The sequence below is a fragment of the Glycomyces sp. MUSA5-2 genome (assembly GCF_037034145.1).
GTDB classification, from domain to species: Bacteria; Actinomycetota; Actinomycetes; order Mycobacteriales; family Micromonosporaceae; genus Glycomyces; species Glycomyces artemisiae.
Genome location: NZ_JBAGKG010000005.1, coordinates 135,213 through 153,017, shown reverse-complemented (window position 1 = coordinate 153,017; position 17,805 = coordinate 135,213). Strand labels below are relative to the sequence as shown.

16 protein-coding genes and 1 tRNA gene are annotated in these 17,805 nt (G+C 71.5%); 7 read left to right on the top strand and 10 right to left on the bottom strand.

From position 1 onward, the window contains the following. Positions 1–204 precede the first annotated feature (204 nt). The 4 genes from WA640_RS17115 (at position 205) to WA640_RS17100 (ending at position 4,279) form a co-directional block, all read left to right on the top strand. Entirely contained in the window at positions 205–918 is a 714-nt protein-coding gene (locus tag WA640_RS17115) for a PadR family transcriptional regulator (protein WP_335989140.1), read from the top strand. Continuing rightward, the gene (locus tag WA640_RS17110; protein ID WP_106362868.1) at positions 911–1,981 is read left to right on the top strand and encodes an inositol-3-phosphate synthase; all 1,071 of its coding nucleotides are present in this window, start codon (positions 911–913) and stop codon (positions 1,979–1,981) included. The genes WA640_RS17115 and WA640_RS17110 overlap by 8 nt, the downstream gene beginning before the upstream one ends. Before the next feature lie 82 nt (positions 1,982–2,063). After that, positions 2,064–3,419, top strand: a complete 1,356-nt coding sequence (locus WA640_RS17105) for an MFS transporter (RefSeq protein WP_335989138.1) — start codon at positions 2,064–2,066, stop codon at positions 3,417–3,419. After that, on the top strand, positions 3,368–4,279 hold the full coding sequence (locus WA640_RS17100; RefSeq protein WP_335989135.1) for a peptidylprolyl isomerase: 912 nt from the start codon (positions 3,368–3,370) through the stop codon (positions 4,277–4,279). The genes WA640_RS17105 and WA640_RS17100 overlap by 52 nt, the downstream gene beginning before the upstream one ends. A 6-nt stretch (positions 4,280–4,285) precedes the next feature. On the opposite strand, the gene WA640_RS17095 is transcribed toward WA640_RS17100, so the two are convergent. From WA640_RS17095 to WA640_RS17070, 6 genes are all read right to left on the bottom strand, one after another. After that, positions 4,286–4,969, bottom strand: a complete 684-nt coding sequence (locus WA640_RS17095; RefSeq protein ID WP_335989133.1) for a lysophospholipid acyltransferase family protein — start codon at positions 4,967–4,969, stop codon at positions 4,286–4,288. 168 nt (positions 4,970–5,137) lie between these two features. Beyond that, positions 5,138–5,758, bottom strand: coding sequence for a bacterial proteasome activator family protein (locus tag WA640_RS17090; protein WP_335989132.1), 621 nt, complete (start codon positions 5,756–5,758; stop codon positions 5,138–5,140). A gap of 150 nt (positions 5,759–5,908) precedes the next feature. Beyond that, positions 5,909–5,991: transfer RNA gene (locus WA640_RS17085), tRNA-Leu, on the bottom strand. Positions 5,992–6,075: 84 nt separating this feature from the next. Then, on the bottom strand, positions 6,076–7,056 hold the full coding sequence (locus WA640_RS17080; RefSeq protein WP_335989130.1) for an asparaginase: 981 nt from the start codon (positions 7,054–7,056) through the stop codon (positions 6,076–6,078). Between the two features lie 21 nt (positions 7,057–7,077). Next, on the bottom strand, positions 7,078–8,139 hold the full coding sequence (gene ygfZ / locus WA640_RS17075) for a CAF17-like 4Fe-4S cluster assembly/insertion protein YgfZ (RefSeq protein WP_335989129.1): 1,062 nt from the start codon (positions 8,137–8,139) through the stop codon (positions 7,078–7,080). Beyond that, on the bottom strand, positions 8,136–8,576 hold the full coding sequence (locus WA640_RS17070) for a Fur family transcriptional regulator (RefSeq protein WP_106362874.1): 441 nt from the start codon (positions 8,574–8,576) through the stop codon (positions 8,136–8,138). The genes ygfZ and WA640_RS17070 overlap by 4 nt, the downstream gene beginning before the upstream one ends. 63 nt (positions 8,577–8,639) lie before the next feature. On the opposite strand from WA640_RS17070, the gene WA640_RS17065 reads away from it, so the two are divergent. Continuing rightward, positions 8,640–9,494 carry an aminotransferase class IV gene (locus WA640_RS17065; RefSeq protein ID WP_335989128.1) on the top strand — a complete coding sequence of 285 codons (855 nt, stop codon included), beginning with the start codon at positions 8,640–8,642 and terminating at the stop codon, positions 9,492–9,494. A gap of 380 nt (positions 9,495–9,874) precedes the next feature. Here WA640_RS17065 and WA640_RS17060 read toward each other — a convergent pair whose 3' ends face one another. The 3 genes from WA640_RS17060 to WA640_RS17050 all read right to left on the bottom strand — a co-directional run bounded on the left by WA640_RS17060 (position 9,875) and on the right by WA640_RS17050 (position 13,849). Then, complete coding sequence (locus tag WA640_RS17060) at positions 9,875–11,233, bottom strand: FAD-binding oxidoreductase (RefSeq protein WP_335989124.1); 1,359 nt, start codon at positions 11,231–11,233, stop codon at positions 9,875–9,877. An 83-nt stretch (positions 11,234–11,316) separates the two neighbouring features. Next, positions 11,317–12,288: a serine hydrolase gene (locus WA640_RS17055; protein ID WP_335989123.1), complete on the bottom strand. Its 972-nt coding sequence runs from the start codon at positions 12,286–12,288 to the stop codon at positions 11,317–11,319. A 652-nt stretch (positions 12,289–12,940) separates the two neighbouring features. Next, positions 12,941–13,849 carry a hypothetical protein gene (locus tag WA640_RS17050; protein ID WP_106362878.1) on the bottom strand — a complete coding sequence of 303 codons (909 nt, stop codon included), beginning with the start codon at positions 13,847–13,849 and terminating at the stop codon, positions 12,941–12,943. A gap of 212 nt (positions 13,850–14,061) precedes the next feature. Between WA640_RS17050 and WA640_RS17045 the strand changes: the two genes are divergently transcribed. Continuing rightward, positions 14,062–15,951 carry a hypothetical protein gene (locus WA640_RS17045; protein WP_335989120.1) on the top strand — a complete coding sequence of 630 codons (1,890 nt, stop codon included), beginning with the start codon at positions 14,062–14,064 and terminating at the stop codon, positions 15,949–15,951. A 15-nt stretch (positions 15,952–15,966) separates the two neighbouring features. Here WA640_RS17045 and WA640_RS17040 read toward each other — a convergent pair whose 3' ends face one another. After that, positions 15,967–16,428, bottom strand: coding sequence for a hypothetical protein (locus tag WA640_RS17040; protein WP_335989119.1), 462 nt, complete (start codon positions 16,426–16,428; stop codon positions 15,967–15,969). Between the two features lie 91 nt (positions 16,429–16,519). On the opposite strand from WA640_RS17040, the gene WA640_RS17035 reads away from it, so the two are divergent. Next, complete coding sequence (locus WA640_RS17035) at positions 16,520–17,734, top strand: arginine deiminase (protein WP_106362881.1); 1,215 nt, start codon at positions 16,520–16,522, stop codon at positions 17,732–17,734. The last annotated feature ends 71 nt before the right edge of the window (positions 17,735–17,805 follow it).

The window sequence follows — 17,805 nt, the reverse complement described above, 5'->3', positions numbered from 1 at the left end:
GGCCGGTCGTCTCGCAGTCTCGCACACCGAATCTGAGAAGACTCTGCTAGACCGCGTCGTGCGCACGAGCTTATCGGATCGAAGTGCCCCTGAACAGGGCGCGGACCCGTAGCTTGACGTGATTTGCACCTGCCGCTATGGTTATCCTGATGTATCGGCCCGATACATCGAGCAGTTAGATCGCCGTGTGAGAGGAGGGACGAGATGTTGGAGCTGGCCATTCTGGGGCTCTTGCATGAATCCCCGATGCACGGCTATGAGCTGCGCAAACGGCTGCTGGCCCTGCTGGGAGCCATCCGGGCGGCGTTCAGCTACGGGTCGCTCTACCCGACCCTCAAAAGAATGCGCCTGCGCGGGCTCATCGTCGAGGAGGCGCCGGCGGGCGTCACATCCGAGAAGACCGCCGCGACCCGCGCCGGAGCAGAGAAACCCCTGCTCAGCGGCCGCAGGGCCCGAAAGGTCTACCGGCTCACACCCGAGGGCAAGGAGCACTTCGCCCAGCTCATGGCCGACGCGGGCCCCGAGTCCGCGGACGAGGCCCTGTTCGGGGTCCACTTCGCGTTCTTCTCCCGCACCGACCCGGCCACGCGCCTGCGCATCCTCGAAGCGCGCCGGCGCCGCGTCGAGGAGCGCCGCGAGCGGATCCGCGAGGCGCTCGCCCGCACCGCCGAGCGGCTCGACGCCTACGGGCTCGAACTCCAGCGCCACGGCCTGGAGACGGCCGAGCGCGAGGTGCGGTGGCTCAACGAGCTCATCGCCACCGAGGAGGGCCGCGGCCCGCGGCGGCGCAACGACTTCGGCGATCCCGTCGCCGGGACGGGAGGGCCCAGCGCCCTCCCGGAACAGGGAACACCCGATCCGGCTGCGAGCGCCGGAGACCCAAATAAACAAGACAAAGGAGGCATGCGCGATGGGTAAGCTGCGCGTAGCCATTGTCGGCGTGGGCAACTGCGCCTCTTCGCTGGTCCAAGGCGTCGAGTACTACCGCGACGCCGCTCCCGAGGACCGGGTGCCCGGCCTCATGCACGTCCAGTTCGGCGACTACCACGTGAACGACATCGAGTTCGTCGCCGCGTTCGACGTCGACGCGAAGAAGGTCGGCCAGGACCTCTCCAGCGCGATCAACGCCTCGGAGAACAACACCATCCAGTTCGCCGAGGTGCCCCCGACCGGCGTCCAGGTCCTGCGCGGTCCGACGCACGACGGCCTGGGCCAGTACTACACGGAGATGGTCACCGAGTCCTCCGAGGCGCCGGTCGACGTGGTCAAGGCGCTCAAGGACGCCAAGGCGGACGTCGTGGTCTGCTACCTGCCGGTCGGCTCCGAGACCGCCGCGAAGTTCTACGCGCAGGCCTCGATCGACGCGGGCTGCGCGTTCGTGAACGCCCTCCCCGTGTTCATCGCCTCCGACCCCGAATGGGCCCAGAAGTTCACCGACGCCGGGATCCCCATCGTCGGCGACGACATCAAGTCGCAGGTGGGCGCGACCATCGTGCACCGCGTGCTCGCGAAGCTGTTCGAGGACCGCGGCGTGCGCCTGGACCGCACGTACCAGCTGAACTTCGGCGGCAACATGGACTTCATGAACATGCTGGAGCGGACCCGCCTGAAGTCGAAGAAGATCTCGAAGACGCAGTCGGTGACCTCGCAGATCCCGCACGAGATGCTCGGCGCGGACGTCCACATCGGCCCGTCGGACCACGTGCCGTGGCTGACCGACCGCAAGTGGGCGTACATCCGCCTGGAGGGCACCACCTTCGGCGACGTGCCGCTGAACGCGGAGCTGAAGCTCGAAGTGTGGGACTCCCCGAACTCCGCGGGCGTCATCATCGACGCGGTGCGCGCCGCGAAGATCGCGATGGACCGCGGCCACGGCGGCCCCGTGGAGTCGGCCTCCTCGTACTTCATGAAGTCCCCGGCCAAGCAGTTCTCCGACGAAGAGGCCCGCATCTCCGTCGAGAACTTCATCGCAGGGCTTTAAGCACCGCGAACGCCTCCCCAAGGGGGACCCCGATTACAAAATCGAGGTCCCCCTTGGCATTCCTCAGAGTTATCCTCGGACAATGCGCACCGACCGGCACGTCCGCAACCTCGCAGGCAACCGCCGTTTCCGGCACCTGCTGGCCGTGCGCCTCACCTCCCAGGCCGCCGACGGCATGTTCCAGGCGTCCCTGGCGCTCTCGGTGTTCTTCAACCCCGCGCTCGGCGAGGCCGGCGACCCGTTCAGGTACGCCGCCGCCGTCGCACTCCTCCTCGGCCCGTACTCCCTGCTCGGCCCCTATGTCGGCACGGTCCTCGACCGGTTCAGCCGCCGCAACCTCATCGGCGGCGCGAACCTCGTGCGCGCCGCCCTCATGATCGTCATCTGCCTGACCCTCCCCGGCGGCTTCAACTGGTCGTGGGTCCTGTGCGCCATGGTCGTCCTGGCCGCCAACCGGTTCGTGCTCGCCGGGCTCGGCGCCGCCCACCCGCAGGTCGTCCCGCCCCAGGACCTCGTCACCGCGAACTCCGTCGCCTCCACGCTCGGCGCCCTCGCCTACGGCCTCGGCCTGGCGACCACCGGCATCGCGAAGCTCATCGACTCCGGCGTCTCCTACTCGATGCTCGCGCTCGCCGCCGGGGCCGGGTACCTCGTGTCCGCGTGCATCGTGTGGGCCGCGTTCCGACGCGAAGGGCTCGGCCCGACCGAGGACGAGGCCCCCGCGGGCGGCCTGTGGCGCGGCCTCGCCGCCACCACCGCCGGGATGGTCGCCGGATTCAAGCACCTCGGCACCCGCCGCGGCCCCGCGCTGGCGATGGCCGTCCAAGGGCTGCACCGGTTCCTGTACGGCATCGTGTTCATCATCGCGATCGCCCTGTTCATGGGCTTCTTCTGGGACGTCGAGTCCGACCCGGCCCGCACCACCACGATCTCGTGGCTGCTGGTCCTCGCGGTCCTCGGGAACGTCGGCGTCCTCGCCGCCGCGATCGTTACCCCGCGCGCGACCCGCGTGTGGGGCCCGAAGAACTGGGTCGTCGTCCTCATGGCCCTGTGCGCGGTCGTCGCCGCGGCCCTCGCCGGGACGATGCGCCCGGTCATGTTCGCGGTCGCGGTGCTGCTCATCAACATCGCGTCGCAGGGCGTGAAGATCACCGTGGACACGAGCATCCAGCGCGGCATCGAGGACGCCTACCGCGGCCGGGTGTTCAGCGTCAACGACACCGTCTACAACGTCGGGTACCTCGCCGGGCTCTTCGCCGCCGCGCTCGTCGTCCCGACCGACGGCTACGCGCCCGGAACGCTCGTCGGCGTCGCCATCTCCTACGGTCTGATCTGCGTCGGATACGCCTACCTCGCGCGAGACGACGCCCCGTACGATGCTGAGTCATGGAGCCCAGCCGCCCCGCAGACCCAGCCGCGACCGAGCACGAGCCGGTAGCCTCCAGCCCCTTCAAGTCCACGCCCCCCTGGGAGCGCGGGTCGGGGTGGAAGCGCGGCCTCGCCGGGCTGGGCGCGGTGCTCCTCACCGCCGGGTCGATCGCCGCGGTCGCATGGCTCGCGTTCCGCGACGACGGCGGCGAAGGCGGCGACACCGGCGAGGTGATCTCGGAGCGCTGCAAGGTGACCGAGGCCGACGACGCCGGGAGCGGCGCCGACCCGCTGGAGGCGTCGGCCCCGCCGGAGCGGTCCCTCGCGGTCGTCCAGACCAACTACGGGGAGATCGCGGTCATGCTGTGGGGCGACCTCGCGCCGTGCGGCGTCGACGCGTTCTCCTACCTCGCCGAGACCGGCTTCTACGCGAACCACGAATGCGACCGGCTCACCACGCAGGCGATCGACCCGACCGCGATCCTGCGCTGCGGCTCCCCCGGCGCCGACCCGGAGTCCGAGGACTCGTACGGACCGGGCTGGCGCTTCCAGGCCGAGACCGGCATGGCGGGCAACGACGTCGCCGACGTCCTCGCGCTCGTCACCGACGACCGCGGCCGCGCCGGCTCGGCGTTCGCGCTCATCCGCGGCGCAGCCGTGCCGACCGCGGGCGTGAGCGTCATCGGCGGGATCGTCGACGGCTTCGAAGTCCTCGACGAGATCGCGGCGCTCTCCGAGACCGTCGAATCCGACGGGCCCCCGCCCCTCCCGGTCGAGATCTGGTCGATCACCGTCACCGAGCTGTCGGACCTCCCCAGCGGCCCCGACACCGTGGGCGAACTCACCACCCCGCCGGGCACCGGCACCCCCTCGGGGACGGCCACGCCGAGCGGGACCGCGACCCCGACCGACGCCGCGACGACGCCCTAGCGGCGCCTAGTCGTCGTTGTCCTTGCCGGGGCTGTTGCGCTTCGCGTACTTGTCGACGTACTCCTGGCCGGTGAGCCGCCGGATCGCGTCCATGACCTCGTCGGTCACCGCGCGGATCACGACGCGGTCGTTCTCCATGCCCTTGTAGCGGGTGAAGTCCAGCGGCTTGCCCACCCGCACCCCGACCGGCGCGACCCGCGGCCGCGACTCCCCGATCGGCAGCACCTTCTCCGTCCCGATCAGCCCGACAGGCACCACCGGCGCCCCCGACGCGAGCGCGAGCCGCGCCACCCCGGGCTTGCCGCGGTAGAGGCGGCCGTCGGGCGAGCGCGTCCCCTCCGGGAAGATCGCGAACACGCGCCCCTCTTCGAGCACTTCCAGGGACGGCTCCAGGGCCGAGGCGCTCTTGCGCCCGCCCGAGCGGTCCACCGCCACCTGCCCGAGGGCCTTCACCGTGGAGGAGATGATCTTGCCCTTGACGCCCGCGCCCGTGAAGTACTCGATCTTCGCCATGGTCGCGATGTGCCGCTTGGTGGTCAGGCCCAGGAAGTAGTGGTCGGCCACGGAGAGGTGGTTCGACGCCAGGATCACCGGCCCGGTCTCGGGGATGTTCTCTTTCCCGTCGATCCATGGCCTGTAGATCAGTTTGACGGCCGGGGCGGCCGTCCATTGCAGCGTCCTGTACAGCACCGTGTTCAGCTCTCCAGTGGTCTCACCCTTGGGACGGGTCGGCACAATTATGGCTCGCGAACCGCCGAAGGCGAAACCCGCGAGCCGCCGCATCCCCAGAAGACCGCGCCCGAAGACGCCGACGGCCCCGCCAGGAAGGCAGGGCCGAGTCTAAGGCATTCCCCGTACCTAGAGGTACTGGCCGGGCGGGTGGTCGCGGTCGTCACCGCGCGCGGCCCTCTCCGCCATGACCGCCCTCAGCTGCGGCGGAAGGTCGTTCCCGGCGGGCAGCGCCTTCAGCTCGCCGCCGCGCATCTGGTCGAGCTGGAGCCGCGCGGCCATCTGCTGCGCGACCAGCGCCGCCTGGATGCCGTGGAACAGCCCTTCGAGCCAGCCCACGAGCTGGGCCTGCGCGATGCGCAGCTCCGCCTCGGTGGGGACCTCGTCCTGCCCGAACGGCAGCGACAGGCGTTCGAGCTCGTCGCGCAGCTCGGGCGCGAGCCCGGTCTCCAGCTCGGCGATGGACCGGGCGTGGATGTCGCGCAGGCGCTGGCGGCCCTTCTCGTCGAGTTCGGCCGCGCGGACCTCTTCGAGGAGCTGCTTGATCATGGAGCCGACGCGCATGACCTTGGCGGGCTCGTGGACGAGCCGGGTCGGGTCGGACTCGTAGGGGTCGCCGTCGGCGTCCTCGCCTTCGGCGGGCGCGGCGGATTTCGCGGTGGCGACCGGGTTGCCTTCGGCGTCGACGATGAGGAGGTCGTCCTCGTTCTCCTGCTCGTCCCGGTCCGGCTCGGTGTTCGCGTCGCTCATGGTCGCATTGACCCCACAGTCGTGTCGATGGTGGTTCCGTTCCCTTGCTTCGAGCCTAACGCGGAAGCCCCTGGGGGTGTTCCCGCTCGCCGTCCCGGCTCGGGGATAAGCGAAAAGGCCCTCTGGTCGAAACCATCGGGCCTTTGCCTGTGCGCGAGGGGGGACTTGAACCCCCACGTCCTTGCGGACACTGGCACCTGAAGCCAGCGCGTCTGCCATTCCGCCACTCGCGCGTGTCGGGACTTGCAACGCGACGATAGTACCTTGCGCGAGGAGTCCCGCTCAACGGGGTATTGGCTCCGTTGAGGCCGGGGCCACTACAGGAGTGTGCGGACGCGGCCGACCGGCTGCCCGCCGCCGAGGATCTCCGGCCCGGTGAGGGCGTCGATCTCGGGTTTGGCGGCCTGCGGGACGTCGAGCCCGGCGATGGTGGTGAGGGCGCGGAGGGCGACGGGCATGGAGGCGCGTCCGCCGCCGTCGTCGATCTTGACCGCGACGGCGCCGACGCCGGGGGCGGCGACGACGTGGAAGCCTTCGGCGCCGCCTTTGGCGAGGAGGCCGGGGACGGCGGCCATGGACCGCTGGTCGGGTCCGCGGGTGCCGTCGATGAGGTGGGGGTGGGCGCGCATGGCGTCGGCGACGCGGCGCTCGTTCGTGCCTTCGGGGGCTTCGACGAAGCGGGCGAAGGCGCGGGCGATGCCGTGGAGGGAGACGGCGAGGACGGGCGCGCCGCAGCCGTCGACGCCGATGTGGTCGACGGTCTCGCCGGTGAGGTCTTCGACCGTTTCGACGATGAGCCGTTGGAGGGGGTGCTCGGGGTCGCGGTAGGTGGCGGTGTCCCATCCGGCGGCGGCGCAGGCGGCGAGCATCCCGGCGTGCTTGCCGGAGCAGTTCATGTACACGCGTTTGGGTTCGGGGCCTTCGAGGGCGACGACGGCGTTGCGCGCGTCGAGGTTGCCGGGCAGGTCGGGCGGGCACTGGAGGTGGTCCTCGGTGAGCCCGGCCGCGGCGAGGACGGAGCGGACGCGTTCGATGTGGAACGGCTCGCCGCGGTGGCTGGCGGAGGCGATGGCGAGGTCGGCCTCGCTGCGCGGCTCCCAGCCGGCGCGGAGCATCGCGAGGGCCTGCATGGGCTTGTTGGAGGAGCGGGGGAACACGGGGGAGGCGGCGTCGCCGATCGCGGCGGCGAGGCTTCCCGCGGGGTCGGTCACGGCCACGCTGCCCCGGTGGAAGCTCTCGGCGAATCCGGACCTGACGACTTGGGCGACGGGTTCGCCGCCTCGGTACGAAGCACTCATACTGCGAGGCTAGCCGGGCGGCTAGAGGCTCGCGGCCTGATCGCCCGTGATGAGGCGCACGTCCTCGTTCGCGACGGCCGACCGTTTCACCTCGGCGAGCGCGATCTGGCCGAGCTCGTAGTGCTGGACGGCGGTGCCGATGGCGCCGACTTCCTTGCCGTCCAGGGTGATCGGGGTGCCGTGGGCGGGCGGGTGCTCGTCGGTGCCGTCGAGGTGGAGCATGACGAGGCGCCGCGGCGGCTGCCCGAGGTGGTGGACCTTCGCGACGGTCTCCTGGCCGCGGTAGCAGCCCTTGTCGAGGTGGACGGCGGCGGCGAGCCAGTGCGGGACCTCGTGGGGGACGGTCTTCTCGTCGGTGTCGGTGCCGAACGCGGGGAGCTTCGCGGCGACGCGGAGGGCGTTCCAGGCCCAGGTGCCGGCGTACGACTTCGGGTCGGCGCCTTCTGCTTCGGCCGCGAACTGCTCGCGGCGGACGAGGACGTCGAAGGTGCGGACGCCGAGCGCGTCGGTGCGGCGGGTCCAGACCTCGCCGCCTTTGTGGGCGGCGCCGGGGTAGACGGAGGTGGGGACGGCGAGGAGGTCCTTGGACGCGAACTTCGCGATCGGCACGGGCTGGACGACGGGCGCTTCGTCCTCAGGGCTCACGTTGTCGGTGTAGCTGAACAGGACCCATTCGCCGGAGGCGTCGGCGATGTCGACCTCGGTGCGGAACTTCATGAGCTCCAGGTACTTCAGGAGCGCTTCGCCGCGGCCGGGCTCGGTGTCGAGCCAGGTGGTCTCGCCGTCGTCGTAGACGTTGGCGTGGTGCTCGACGCGGCCGGTCGGGGAGAGGATGAGCGTCTCGGTGCCCTGGTGCGGCTTGAGGCTCGTCAGGTGCTGGGTCGACAGCGAGTGCAGCCACGACAGGCGCGGCTCGCCCTTGACGGAGATGACGTCGCGGTCGGAGCGGTCGAAGATCGCGCCCGACTCGACCGCCTCGCGCTGCTCGCGCAGCGGCCCGCCGTAGTGCCAGGCGGTGCGGCCGTCGGCGGTGGCGACGGCGCCGGGGAGGGTCAGGAGCGGGGACGGTCCGATGGTGCTCATGCGTGCTTCTCCAGGCAGTCGGCGCAGGTGCCGAACAGGGCGACGTGGCCGACGTCCATGACGAACCCGGTGGCGTCGGCGACCTCCCTGCGGACTCCCGCGAACTTCGACGGGTCGACTTCGGTGATCCGGCCGCAGCGGTGGCACACCAGGTGGGCGTGGCCGCGGTCGCCGGACAGGTGGTAGGTGGGGGCGCCGTGGGAGAGGTGGGTGTGCGAGACCAGCTGGAGCTCTTCGAGGAGGTCCAGGGTGCGGTAGACGGTGGTGATGTTCACGCCTTCGACCTGGCCGCGGATGCGCTCGTGGATCCGCTCGGGGGTCGCGTGCCCGAGCGCGCGGACCGCCTCCAGGACGAGCTGGCGCTGCGCGGTCATGCGCAGGCCCTTGGAGCGCAGCACCGCCGCCAGTTCGGTCTCGGCCTCGGCTTCGGTGGGCATGACTGCATGGTACTGCGCCGGGCGCTCACCGGATCGCTCCCCGGCGGGGAGCACAATGAGCGGATGGCACTAGTAACCGCAGTACTGCACCGCGGCGTCGTCGACTCCGACGCGCCGCTCCTGTGCGCCGACGACCTCGGGGTCCTCCGGGGCGACGGCGTCTTCGAGACGATCAACGTCCGCGGCGGCGCCGCGTTCCTGCTCTCCGAGCACCTCGACCGGATGGCGAACTCCGCGCGCCGCATGGAGTTCGAGCTGCCCGCGAAGGCCGAGCTCGCCGAGCTGGCCGAGCAGGCCCTGGTCGCGTGGCGCGAGCGCGCCGAGGGGGAGGGCGCGCTGCGCCTGGTCGCGACACGCGGCCGCGAGGCCGGCGGCCCGCCCACGGTCTACGCCACGGTCGACCCGGTGCCGCGGGAGCGGATCCTGCCGCGGCGCGACGGCCTGCGGATCGTCTCGGCGACCCTGGGGGTGAATGCCGATGCGCGGGGCGACGCCCCGTGGCTTCTAGGCGGGGTGAAGGCGCTGTCGTACGCGTCGATGATGGCGGTGACCCGCTGGGCGAAGGCCCAGGGCGCGGACGACGCCCTGTGGGTGTCGGCCGACGGGTTCGCGCTCGAAGGCCCCACCTCCTCGCTCCTGTGGCTCGAAGGGGACACGCTCTTCACGACGCCGACGTCGGCGGGGATCCTCCCGGGGACCACCAGCGCGTACCTGCTTGAGCAGGCCCCGAAGGCGGGCCTGAAGACCGGCGAGAAGCTGATCTCGTTGGGGGACTTGAAGAACGCCGAGGCCGCGTGGCTCTCCTCCTCGGTCCGAGGTGTGGCCTTCATCACTCAGATCGACGGGGAACCGGTCGCGCAGCGCCCGGACATCACCGCTGAGCTGGACAAACTCGCGGGTTTCGAGGTGCCTTCGTAACGGTTCGGCATCGTTTCCCAGGTTCTTCCCAGGCTCGCCACAGGTCCCGTTCAGAGACGGTCCTCATAGTAATGAGTGTTCCGGTCACGCCGACAAGCCAATCGGAGGGACATGGGCAGTCTTCCGGGAGGCACGGAACAATCCGGGGGCACTAAGCCGGTAAGGGCAATCGGGCACAGCCCTACCGGTGCCAATGAAAAGTGGAGCTCCTCCACTTTATCGGGGCCGCAGCGAATGGGCAAGCGCTGCGGCCCCATTACCGTGTCACAGGACCGACACGAAACCGCATCGGCGCCAAACACACTCGCACCGAACGCGGTGCCGCCTGCGGGAACGCCGCCCGCATTCGTCCCGGCGCCATCCGCCGCACTGCCGCCGCTTCAGCCGAGGACCTTCCCGGGATTGAGGATGCCGAGCGGGTCGAGCGCCGCTTTCAGCCGCCGCTGCACCGCCAGGTTCACCGGGTCGACCTCCCGTTCCAGCCACTCGCGCTTGAGCATTCCCACCCCGTGCTCGCCGGTCACGGTGCCGCCCATGGCGAGCGCCATCTCCAGGATGTCGTCGAACGCCGCCCGCCCCGCTTCGAGCGACCCCGGCTCCTCGGGGTGGACGATGATGTTCGGGTGCAGGTTCCCGTCGCCCGCATGGGCGATGACGCCGATGACGACCCCGTGCCGCTCGGCCGCGGCCTGCACGCCGTCGAGGGCGTCGGCGAGCCGCGCCCGCGGGACCGCGACGTCGTCGACCAGGACCGTGCCCAGCTTCTCCATGGCGTGGTAGGCGCTGCGCCGCGATTCGAGGAGCGCGTCCGCCTCCTCGGCGTCGGTGGCCCGGTACACCTCGGTCGCCCCGGACTCGGTGCACAGCGCCTCGATCGCGGCGAGCTCCGCGTCGGGGTCGGCGTCGGCGGCGACCAGCAGCAGCGCCGCGGCCTCCGTCGGCAGTCCCATGGGGCGCAGCGCTTCGAGGGCCCGCAGGTGGACGTTGTCGATGAGCTCCAGGAGGCTCGGCTGCTTCCCGGCGGCCATGATCGCGGTGACCGCGCGGCCCGCGTCGGCGGTCGTGGCGAACACCGCGGCGAGCGTGAGCCGCTGCGCCGGAACGGGTGCGAGCTTCACCATCGCCTCCGTGATGATCCCGAGGGTCCCCTCGGACCCGCAGAACAGGCGCACCAGGTCGTACCCGGCGACGCCCTTCGCGGTGCGCCGCCCGCACCGCATCACCTCGCCGGAGGCGAGCACGACCTCCAGGCCCAGCACGTACTCCGGGGTCGTCCCGTACTTGACGCAGCACATGCCGCCCGCGGCGGTCGCGATGTTCCCGCCGATCGTGGAGATCTGCCACGACCCCGGGTCGGGGCTGTACCGCAGCCCGAACTCCTTTGCGGCCGTGGAGATCGCCGCGTTGAGGACCCCGGGCTGGACGACCGCGAGGCGGTCCACCGGGTCGATCTCGATGATCCGGTCCATGCCCGAGACGTCGAGCAGCAGCGCCCCGTCGACCGCCGTCGCCGCGCCCGCGAGCCCCGTCCGGGCCCCTTGCGGCACCACGGGAACCGCGAGCTCCGCGCAGACGCGCACCGCCGCGCTCACCTCCTCGGTCGAGCGGGCACGCACGAGCGCGGCCGCCCGCCCGGCCGGGACGAGCCCGGCGTGGTCCACCGAGTGGGCGGCCAGCACGTCGGGGTCGGTGACGGGCTCCAGGCCCGCGGCTTCCAGAAGGGGGATGAGATCGCTCATGCCCCGATTGTCGCGCACTGCGCGGCCGCGCCGATCCGCGACAGATCGTAGATCCTATAGGAAATAGGATCTACGATGCCGGGCTAGGCGTACGGGTCGGTGTCGACGACCGTGCGCACGATCTCGGCGAGCGCCTCGACCCGCTCGATGCCCTCCTCCTGGGAGGACGAGCCGCCGGTGAGGATCGCGATCTCGATGGGGTGCTCGGTGTCCCCGGCGACGACGCCGATGGAGTTGACGACCCACTCCCCGCCCATGGCGTCGCGGGTGTCCCAGCCGTTCTTCATCCACACGGTCTCGCCGTCCGCGGCGGCCGCGGAGACGCCCCACTGCTGGAAGTCCGCGAGGTCGCCCATGAGCGAGCGCGCGTACTCGGTCTGCTCGGCGTCGAGGACGCCCGCGTCCTCGTACAGCGCGATCTCCAGGACCCGCAGCTGGTCGAGCGCGGTCGTCTGGGTCTTCCCCCACTGCTCGGTCTCGTTCGGGTTCGTGTGCTCCAGGCCGAAGTCGATGTGCGCCTGGGCGATCGCCGCGTGCCCGTCGTCGAACGTCCCGCCGTAGAGGACGTCGTTCGTCGCGTCGTTGTCGGACTCGCGGATCATCAGCTCCGCGCGGTCCAGCAGCCAGTCCGGGACCTGGTCGAGCGTCCCGTACTCCTTGAGCATCATCGTGAGGATCTCGACCTTCACCACCGACGCCGTGTCGTACTGCGTCTCGCCGTCGTAGTCGAGGCGGAACTCGCCGTCGTCCACGGCGACCGCGGCGTAGAAGTTCTCGTCGTCCTCCTCCGCGAGGTACGCGGCGACGGCGTCGTCGAGCTGCGTCTGGAGCTGCTCCTGCGCGGCCTCGCGCAGCTCCTCGTCCGACGGCTGGAGCGAGGAGCTCGACAGGTCGTCGGCCTGCGAGCCGGGCAGGCTCTCGTCGGAGGAGCCGCCGGACCCGCCGTCGTCGCGGCCGGATCCGACGATGAACACCACTGCGGCGACGAGCACGGCGAGCCCAGGGACGGCGAGGTAGGGCCAGAGCCGCCGCGATGAGGCGTGTTTGGAGGTCACAGCTGGGAACCTGACTTCGGAAAGCGGGGGATGCGGACGAATTGCTGCGGCCCACGCTAAAGCAGCGACCGACGCGCACACAAGCGGGGCCGAACCCGAGTTCCGTAACGGTTGCGCATCGGTGCGTGCGTCCGGCCGCAGGGGGCCTGACCTCCCATTGTCTCTCGCCGCACCCGCAACGACCAGCGTCCCTCGTCACTGGGAACGCATCGGCACCAACAGAAACGGACACCGCACGACGAAGCGCCCGCCGGTTTCCGGCGGGCGCTTCGCGCGAGTCTCAATTGTCCGCGGACCGGCGGGGCCGTGAGGCACTGGTCCGGGCGATCGGTGTGGGACCTGGGGAGGAAATGACCATCATCGAGAGCCCGAGCCGCAGTGCCTCACGGAGACTCCACCGTGCCGTGCCCCGGCCGCCCGGAGGGCGGCGCGATCGAAGACGGCGCGCTCTGGCGGCTCGCCGCCGCGACCGTCTTCGACAGCTCCGGCCGCCGCGTGCGGCGGGCCGGTTCGGGGCCGGTGAAACACCGGGCCGCCCGCTGCCGCTCGCGGCGGTTCCGCACCCGGCCCCCGGTCCAAGCCGGAGAGCCGTGCACGGGACCCGCCGCGGCGGCCGACTGCGGCGCCGGGGCCTTCAACAGGACGGCGGTGCTCATACCGCCGCCCGCTGCTTCAGGAGGGTGCGCGCCACCGCGGCGGCCACCCCCACCAGGCAGATGATCGCGACCAGGGCCAGCAGGCCGTTCGCGCCGTCCGCCACCGCCTTCGGGTCGACCGCGACGACCTCGTCCTCAGCGGCCGGGTCGAACGCCCCGTCGTCGGAACCCGGGTCGCCGAACGCGTTCACCTCGTCCTCGACGGGGGCCGGCGACTCGTCCTGCGCGGGCGCCTCGTCCTCCGGGCCCTGCTGCGCCGCGGCGTCGTCGCCCGCGGGCGCCTCGCCCCCGGCGTCCTCCTCGGAGCCGTCCTCGGCGTCGGGGGCCGGGAGGGCGTGCTCGTCGGGCTCCTCCGTCTCGGTGCCCGACTCGTCGTTCTCATCCGACTGGGCTTCGACGACATGCACCTGCGCGGAGTCGTACTCGGCGAACAGGCCGTGGCACGAGGGGACCATCGCGACCTCGGCCGACCGGTTCATCTCGAACACCTGCGTCGAGCCGTTCGCGATGTCGTAGACCTCGTCGCCCACGTACAGCTCGGCGTCGGCGCCCAGCTCGTTCGTGTACCGCACCTGCGAGCCCTGCTCCACCGTCAGTTCAGACGCGTCGGGGATCGACGACGCCGACAGCAGGCCCAGCGTGCCGCAGTCGCCGCTGAAGACGATCTCGCTGCCCGTGCCCGCCTCCGGCTCCTCGGCCGTCGCCATGCTCACCCCGGCCGCACCGCCCGCGGCGATCACCGCGGCCGCCGACAGCGCGGCGAGACGCGAGCGCCGCCGCTGCGAGCGCCGGTCCATCGCCGCCTGGACCACCGGGTTGACCCGCCCGTCGTTCACCGGGTACGGCAGCGGAGGACGCGTCTGGGCCCGGGACTGCTGACCGAGCTTCGTCTTGTGTCTTCCCATGCCTGCGTCTCTCCAACCGCGATTCCGTCTGGGTGTGCGGACCCGGATCCACCGCGGGAATCAGGTCTCAACCCCGTTCAACGACCGGGCGGCGGAAAGGTGACGGCCCCGGCCGCACCCGATTCGCGGACGGTCCTCATGCGCCCGATCACTGTGCCGCGACCGTCCGTAGGATGTGCCCAGACAGCACCGAGCGAGACCGCGGGAACCCCATGGTGATCACCGAGCCCGACTCCACCGATTCGGACCCCGGGCGCGAGCCCGACGACGGCGCAGCAGCCGTGGCCGCGGCCGGCGACGAGCCGAAGGCCGAGGACGCGAACACCGGCGAGCACGAGCGCTGGCAGCGCTTCGCCTCCGGCGAGACCCCCGCCGCCGCGCCCGGCCCGCCCCCCGGACGCCTGCGCGCCGCCGGGCGGCTCGCCGCGCGCGCCGCCCGCAGCGAATGGACCCTCGCCGCGCTGTGCAGCGCCCTCCTCGCCGTCGCCATGACCTGGCCGCTCGCCAAGGACCTCGACGACGTGATCCCCCACGACACCGGGGACCCGCTGCTCCTCACCTACATCCTCGGCTGGGTCGGCCACGCCCTGCGCGACAACCCTGCCGGGATCTGGGACACCAACAGCTTCTGGCCCCTCACCGACGCCTACCTGTTCACCGACACGCTCCTGGGCTACGCGCCGTTCGCGCTGTTCATCACCGGTCCGACGAGCGCCCTCGTGGTGTACAACGTCCTCTACATCGCGTCGTTCGCGCTCGCGTTCCTCGGCGCGTACGCGCTCCTGCGCCAGCTCGGCGCCCGCGTCGCCGGGTCGGCCGTCGCCGCGGCCGCGTTCGCCTACGCGCCGTGGAAGCTCGGCCAGGCCGGGCACCTCCAGGTGCTGTCGTGCGGCGGGATCGCGCTCGCCCTCGCGATGCTCGCGCGCGGGCACGGCTGGTCGCTGCGGCACGGCTTCAAAGCGGAGAAGCAGCGGCCCGGGTGGATCGTCGCCGGGTGGCTGACGGCCCTGTGGCAGTTCTCGATCGGCGCCGGGCTCGGCATCCCGTTCGTGTACCTGCTGCTCGGCGTCGGCGTGGTCGTGGGCCTGAACTGGCTCATCATGCGCCCGCGCCTGAAGTGGCAGACGCTCGCCGCGGACGGCGCCGGCGGCGTCGTGTTCAGCCTCGGGGTGCTGTGGATCGCCGACAAGCATGCGGTGGTCGCCCGCGCCTACCCCGAGTCGATCCGCGACGTCGACTACATCTCGTGGTTCAGCCCGACCTGGCAGTCGTTCATCATCTCCCCGGAGGAGTCGCGCCTGTGGGGCGCGGCGCACGAGGCGGCGCGCGCGGACCTGACGTGGGCGCCCGAGCAGGCGCTCCTCGTGGGCTTCACGTTGGCGGCCTTGGCGATCGCGGGCCTGATCTGGTCGTGCTGGACGGGCTGGCAGCGGTTCTGGCTGGCCCTCGGCGGCTTCGCGGTGTTCGCGTTCGCCATGGGCCCCAACTTCCTCGACCACGGCTCGTGGGCGTGGGCGCTGCTGTACGAGTACGCGCCGGGCTGGGAGGCGATCCGCACGCCGGGGCGCCTGGTCATCTACCTGACGCTGATCCTCGCGGTCCTCGCCGCGGGCACGATCACCCGGATCGCCGACGAGGCCGACGACGTGGCGCACCGCGCCCGGGTCGACAAGCGCCTGAAGGTCAAGGCCCCCAGGCGGGTCCACGCGCTGCTGTTCGCACCCGTCGCACTGGTCCTGTGGGAGGGCCTCACGGCCGCGCCCTATGTGGAGGTTCCCGACGCGCCCGTCGACATGTCCTCGCTGGACGGCCCGGTGCTCTTCCTGCCCGCGGGCGGCGGCGACACGAAGGTCCAGTACTGGACGCTCGACGGGTTCGTGGAGACCGCCAACGGCGTCGCCGCGTTCACTCCTGACGAGCAGGCAGGGATCAAGTCGATGGCCGAGGCCTTCCCCAGCGACGACTCGATCGCGGCCCTGCGGGACGCGGGGATCGAGACCGTCGTGGTCCTCCCCGGCTCGGGCCTGGACACCGAGGCCGAGCCGTTCGGCGTCGACGTCGAGCGCACCGACACCGCGGTGGTCTACGACCTCAACCCGTAAGCGGGCCTTGGCCTTTCACGCCGGACCGATCGGGGTGAGGAACGCGAGCGCCCCGATCGCGTCGAGGCGCGGCGGGGAGTGCAGGGGCGAGGCGGTCACGTCGAACGTGCGGTGGACGCCGCGGCGCTCGATGCGCATGAGGCTGCGTTCGAGGGCGTCGGTCTGGAGCGCCTGCACGGGCGCGAGCCGGGCGAGTTCGGCGTCCACGAGCGGGTGCGCCCCGGCCGTGAAGTCCAGGAACCGCAGGCCCGCATCGAGGAAGCGCGGCATGACGATGTCGATGTCGGGGCCGAGCCCGAGGATCTGCCTGGCGGGGCGCGAGGTCGCGACGACGCGCGTGTCGGCGGCGAGCAGCAGGCACGCGTCGGCGCTCGCCGCGACCGCGGTGCGCCACGTGGACAGCGCCGCGTCGAGTCTCCTGCCATCGCGTCCGGGCGCCGAGCCGCGGAGCGGGATGACCAGTTCGAGTTGCGTCAATTGGGCGTCCCGGGGGTAGTGGTTACGCTCAGTCTGTCCATGTTAACTGAGAAAAGTTGATCTTCGTCCCCGGCGCGTCTACCCTCGGGTCATGAGTGCAGATGCCGCGCCCGCGTACGGAGTCGACTCGGAAGTGGGGCGCCTGCGCAGCGTCGTGCTCCACCGGCCCGGGGGAGAGCTGCGGCGCCTGACGCCGCGCAACAACGGCGCGCTCCTGTTCGACGGGGTCCCGTGGGTCGAGCGCGCCCAGGAGGAGCACGACCGGTTCGCCGGGGTCCTCACCGAGCACGGCGTCGAGGTCCTGTACCTGGCCGACCTGCTGCGCGAGTGCCTCGCGCTCGACGAGGCCCGCGAGGCCGTCACCGTCGGCGTCGCCGCCGACCCGCGCCTGGGGCAGACCCTCGGCCGCGAGCTCGCCGCGTTCCTGTCGGGCCTCGACCCCGAGCGCCTCGCCGCGGTCCTCGTGGAGGGCTTGACGAAAGAGGAGTTCGGGCCCTCAAGCAGCCTGCGGCACCGGATGATGCGCGCCGTCGAGTTCGTCGTCGACCCGCTCCCGAACACGATGTTCACCCGCGACTCGGCGGTGTGGATCGGCGACGCCGTCGCCGTCACCAGCCTCGCGATGCCCGCGCGCCGCCGCGAGACCACGCTGACCGGGATCGTCTACCACCACCACCCGCGCTTCGCCGACGTGCCGAAGCTCTACGACCCGTCCCTGGAGCACCTCGAAGGCGGCGACGTCCTCGCCCTCGCCCCCGGCGTCCTCGCCGTCGGCGTCGGCGAGCGCACCACCCCCGCGGGCGTGGAGCGCCTGGCGCGCAAGGTCTTCGAACGCGGCACCATCGGCACGGTCCTGGCCGTCCCGATCGCGCAGCGCCGCGCCACCATGCACCTCGACACCGTGTGCACCATGGTCGACCGCGACCGCATGGTCATCTACGCGCCCGCCGCGCAGCGCCTGGAGTCGTACACGATCACCCCCGACGGCGACCGCATCGCCATCCAGGGCCCCCGCCGCTTCCTCGACGCCGCCGCCGAGGCCATCGGCGTCGACGCCATCGAGACGATCCACACCGGCGAGCGCGACGTCGTCACCGCCGAGCGCGAGCAGTGGGACGACGGCAACAACACCCTCGCCCTCGCCCCCGGCGTCGCGGTCGCCTACGAGCGCAACACCGTCACCAACGCCCGCCTCGAACGCGCCGGCGTCAAAGTCCTCACCATCCCCGGCTCCGAACTCGGCTCCGGCCGAGGAGGCCCCAGGTGCATGTCCTGCCCCACAACCCGAGCCCCGCTCGCAGCCTGACGCTGTCGGAGGCTCGGGATACGTTGGCTTGAAAGGGGACCTCGGTCAGGGACAAATCCGTTATTTCGGAA

Excerpts from the sequence above, each read along its gene's own strand:
- WA640_RS17115 (WP_335989140.1), top strand. The coding sequence starts at position 205 with ATGTTGGAGCTGGCCATTCTGGGGCTCTTGCATGAATCCCCGATGCAC.
- WA640_RS17110 (WP_106362868.1), top strand. The coding sequence starts at position 911 with ATGGGTAAGCTGCGCGTAGCCATTGTCGGCGTGGGCAACTGCGCCTCT.
- WA640_RS17105 (WP_335989138.1), top strand. The coding sequence starts at position 2,064 with ATGCGCACCGACCGGCACGTCCGCAACCTCGCAGGCAACCGCCGTTTC.
- WA640_RS17100 (WP_335989135.1), top strand. The coding sequence starts at position 3,368 with ATGGAGCCCAGCCGCCCCGCAGACCCAGCCGCGACCGAGCACGAGCCG.
- WA640_RS17090 (WP_335989132.1), bottom strand. The coding sequence starts at position 5,758 with ATGAGCGACGCGAACACCGAGCCGGACCGGGACGAGCAGGAGAACGAG.
- WA640_RS17080 (WP_335989130.1), bottom strand. The coding sequence starts at position 7,056 with ATGAGTGCTTCGTACCGAGGCGGCGAACCCGTCGCCCAAGTCGTCAGG.
- ygfZ (WP_335989129.1), bottom strand. The coding sequence starts at position 8,139 with ATGAGCACCATCGGACCGTCCCCGCTCCTGACCCTCCCCGGCGCCGTC.
- WA640_RS17070 (WP_106362874.1), bottom strand. The coding sequence starts at position 8,576 with ATGCCCACCGAAGCCGAGGCCGAGACCGAACTGGCGGCGGTGCTGCGC.
- WA640_RS17065 (WP_335989128.1), top strand. The coding sequence starts at position 8,640 with ATGGCACTAGTAACCGCAGTACTGCACCGCGGCGTCGTCGACTCCGAC.
- WA640_RS17060 (WP_335989124.1), bottom strand. The coding sequence starts at position 11,233 with ATGAGCGATCTCATCCCCCTTCTGGAAGCCGCGGGCCTGGAGCCCGTC.
- WA640_RS17050 (WP_106362878.1), bottom strand. The coding sequence starts at position 13,849 with ATGGGAAGACACAAGACGAAGCTCGGTCAGCAGTCCCGGGCCCAGACG.
- WA640_RS17045 (WP_335989120.1), top strand. The coding sequence starts at position 14,062 with ATGGTGATCACCGAGCCCGACTCCACCGATTCGGACCCCGGGCGCGAG.
- WA640_RS17035 (WP_106362881.1), top strand. The coding sequence starts at position 16,520 with ATGAGTGCAGATGCCGCGCCCGCGTACGGAGTCGACTCGGAAGTGGGG.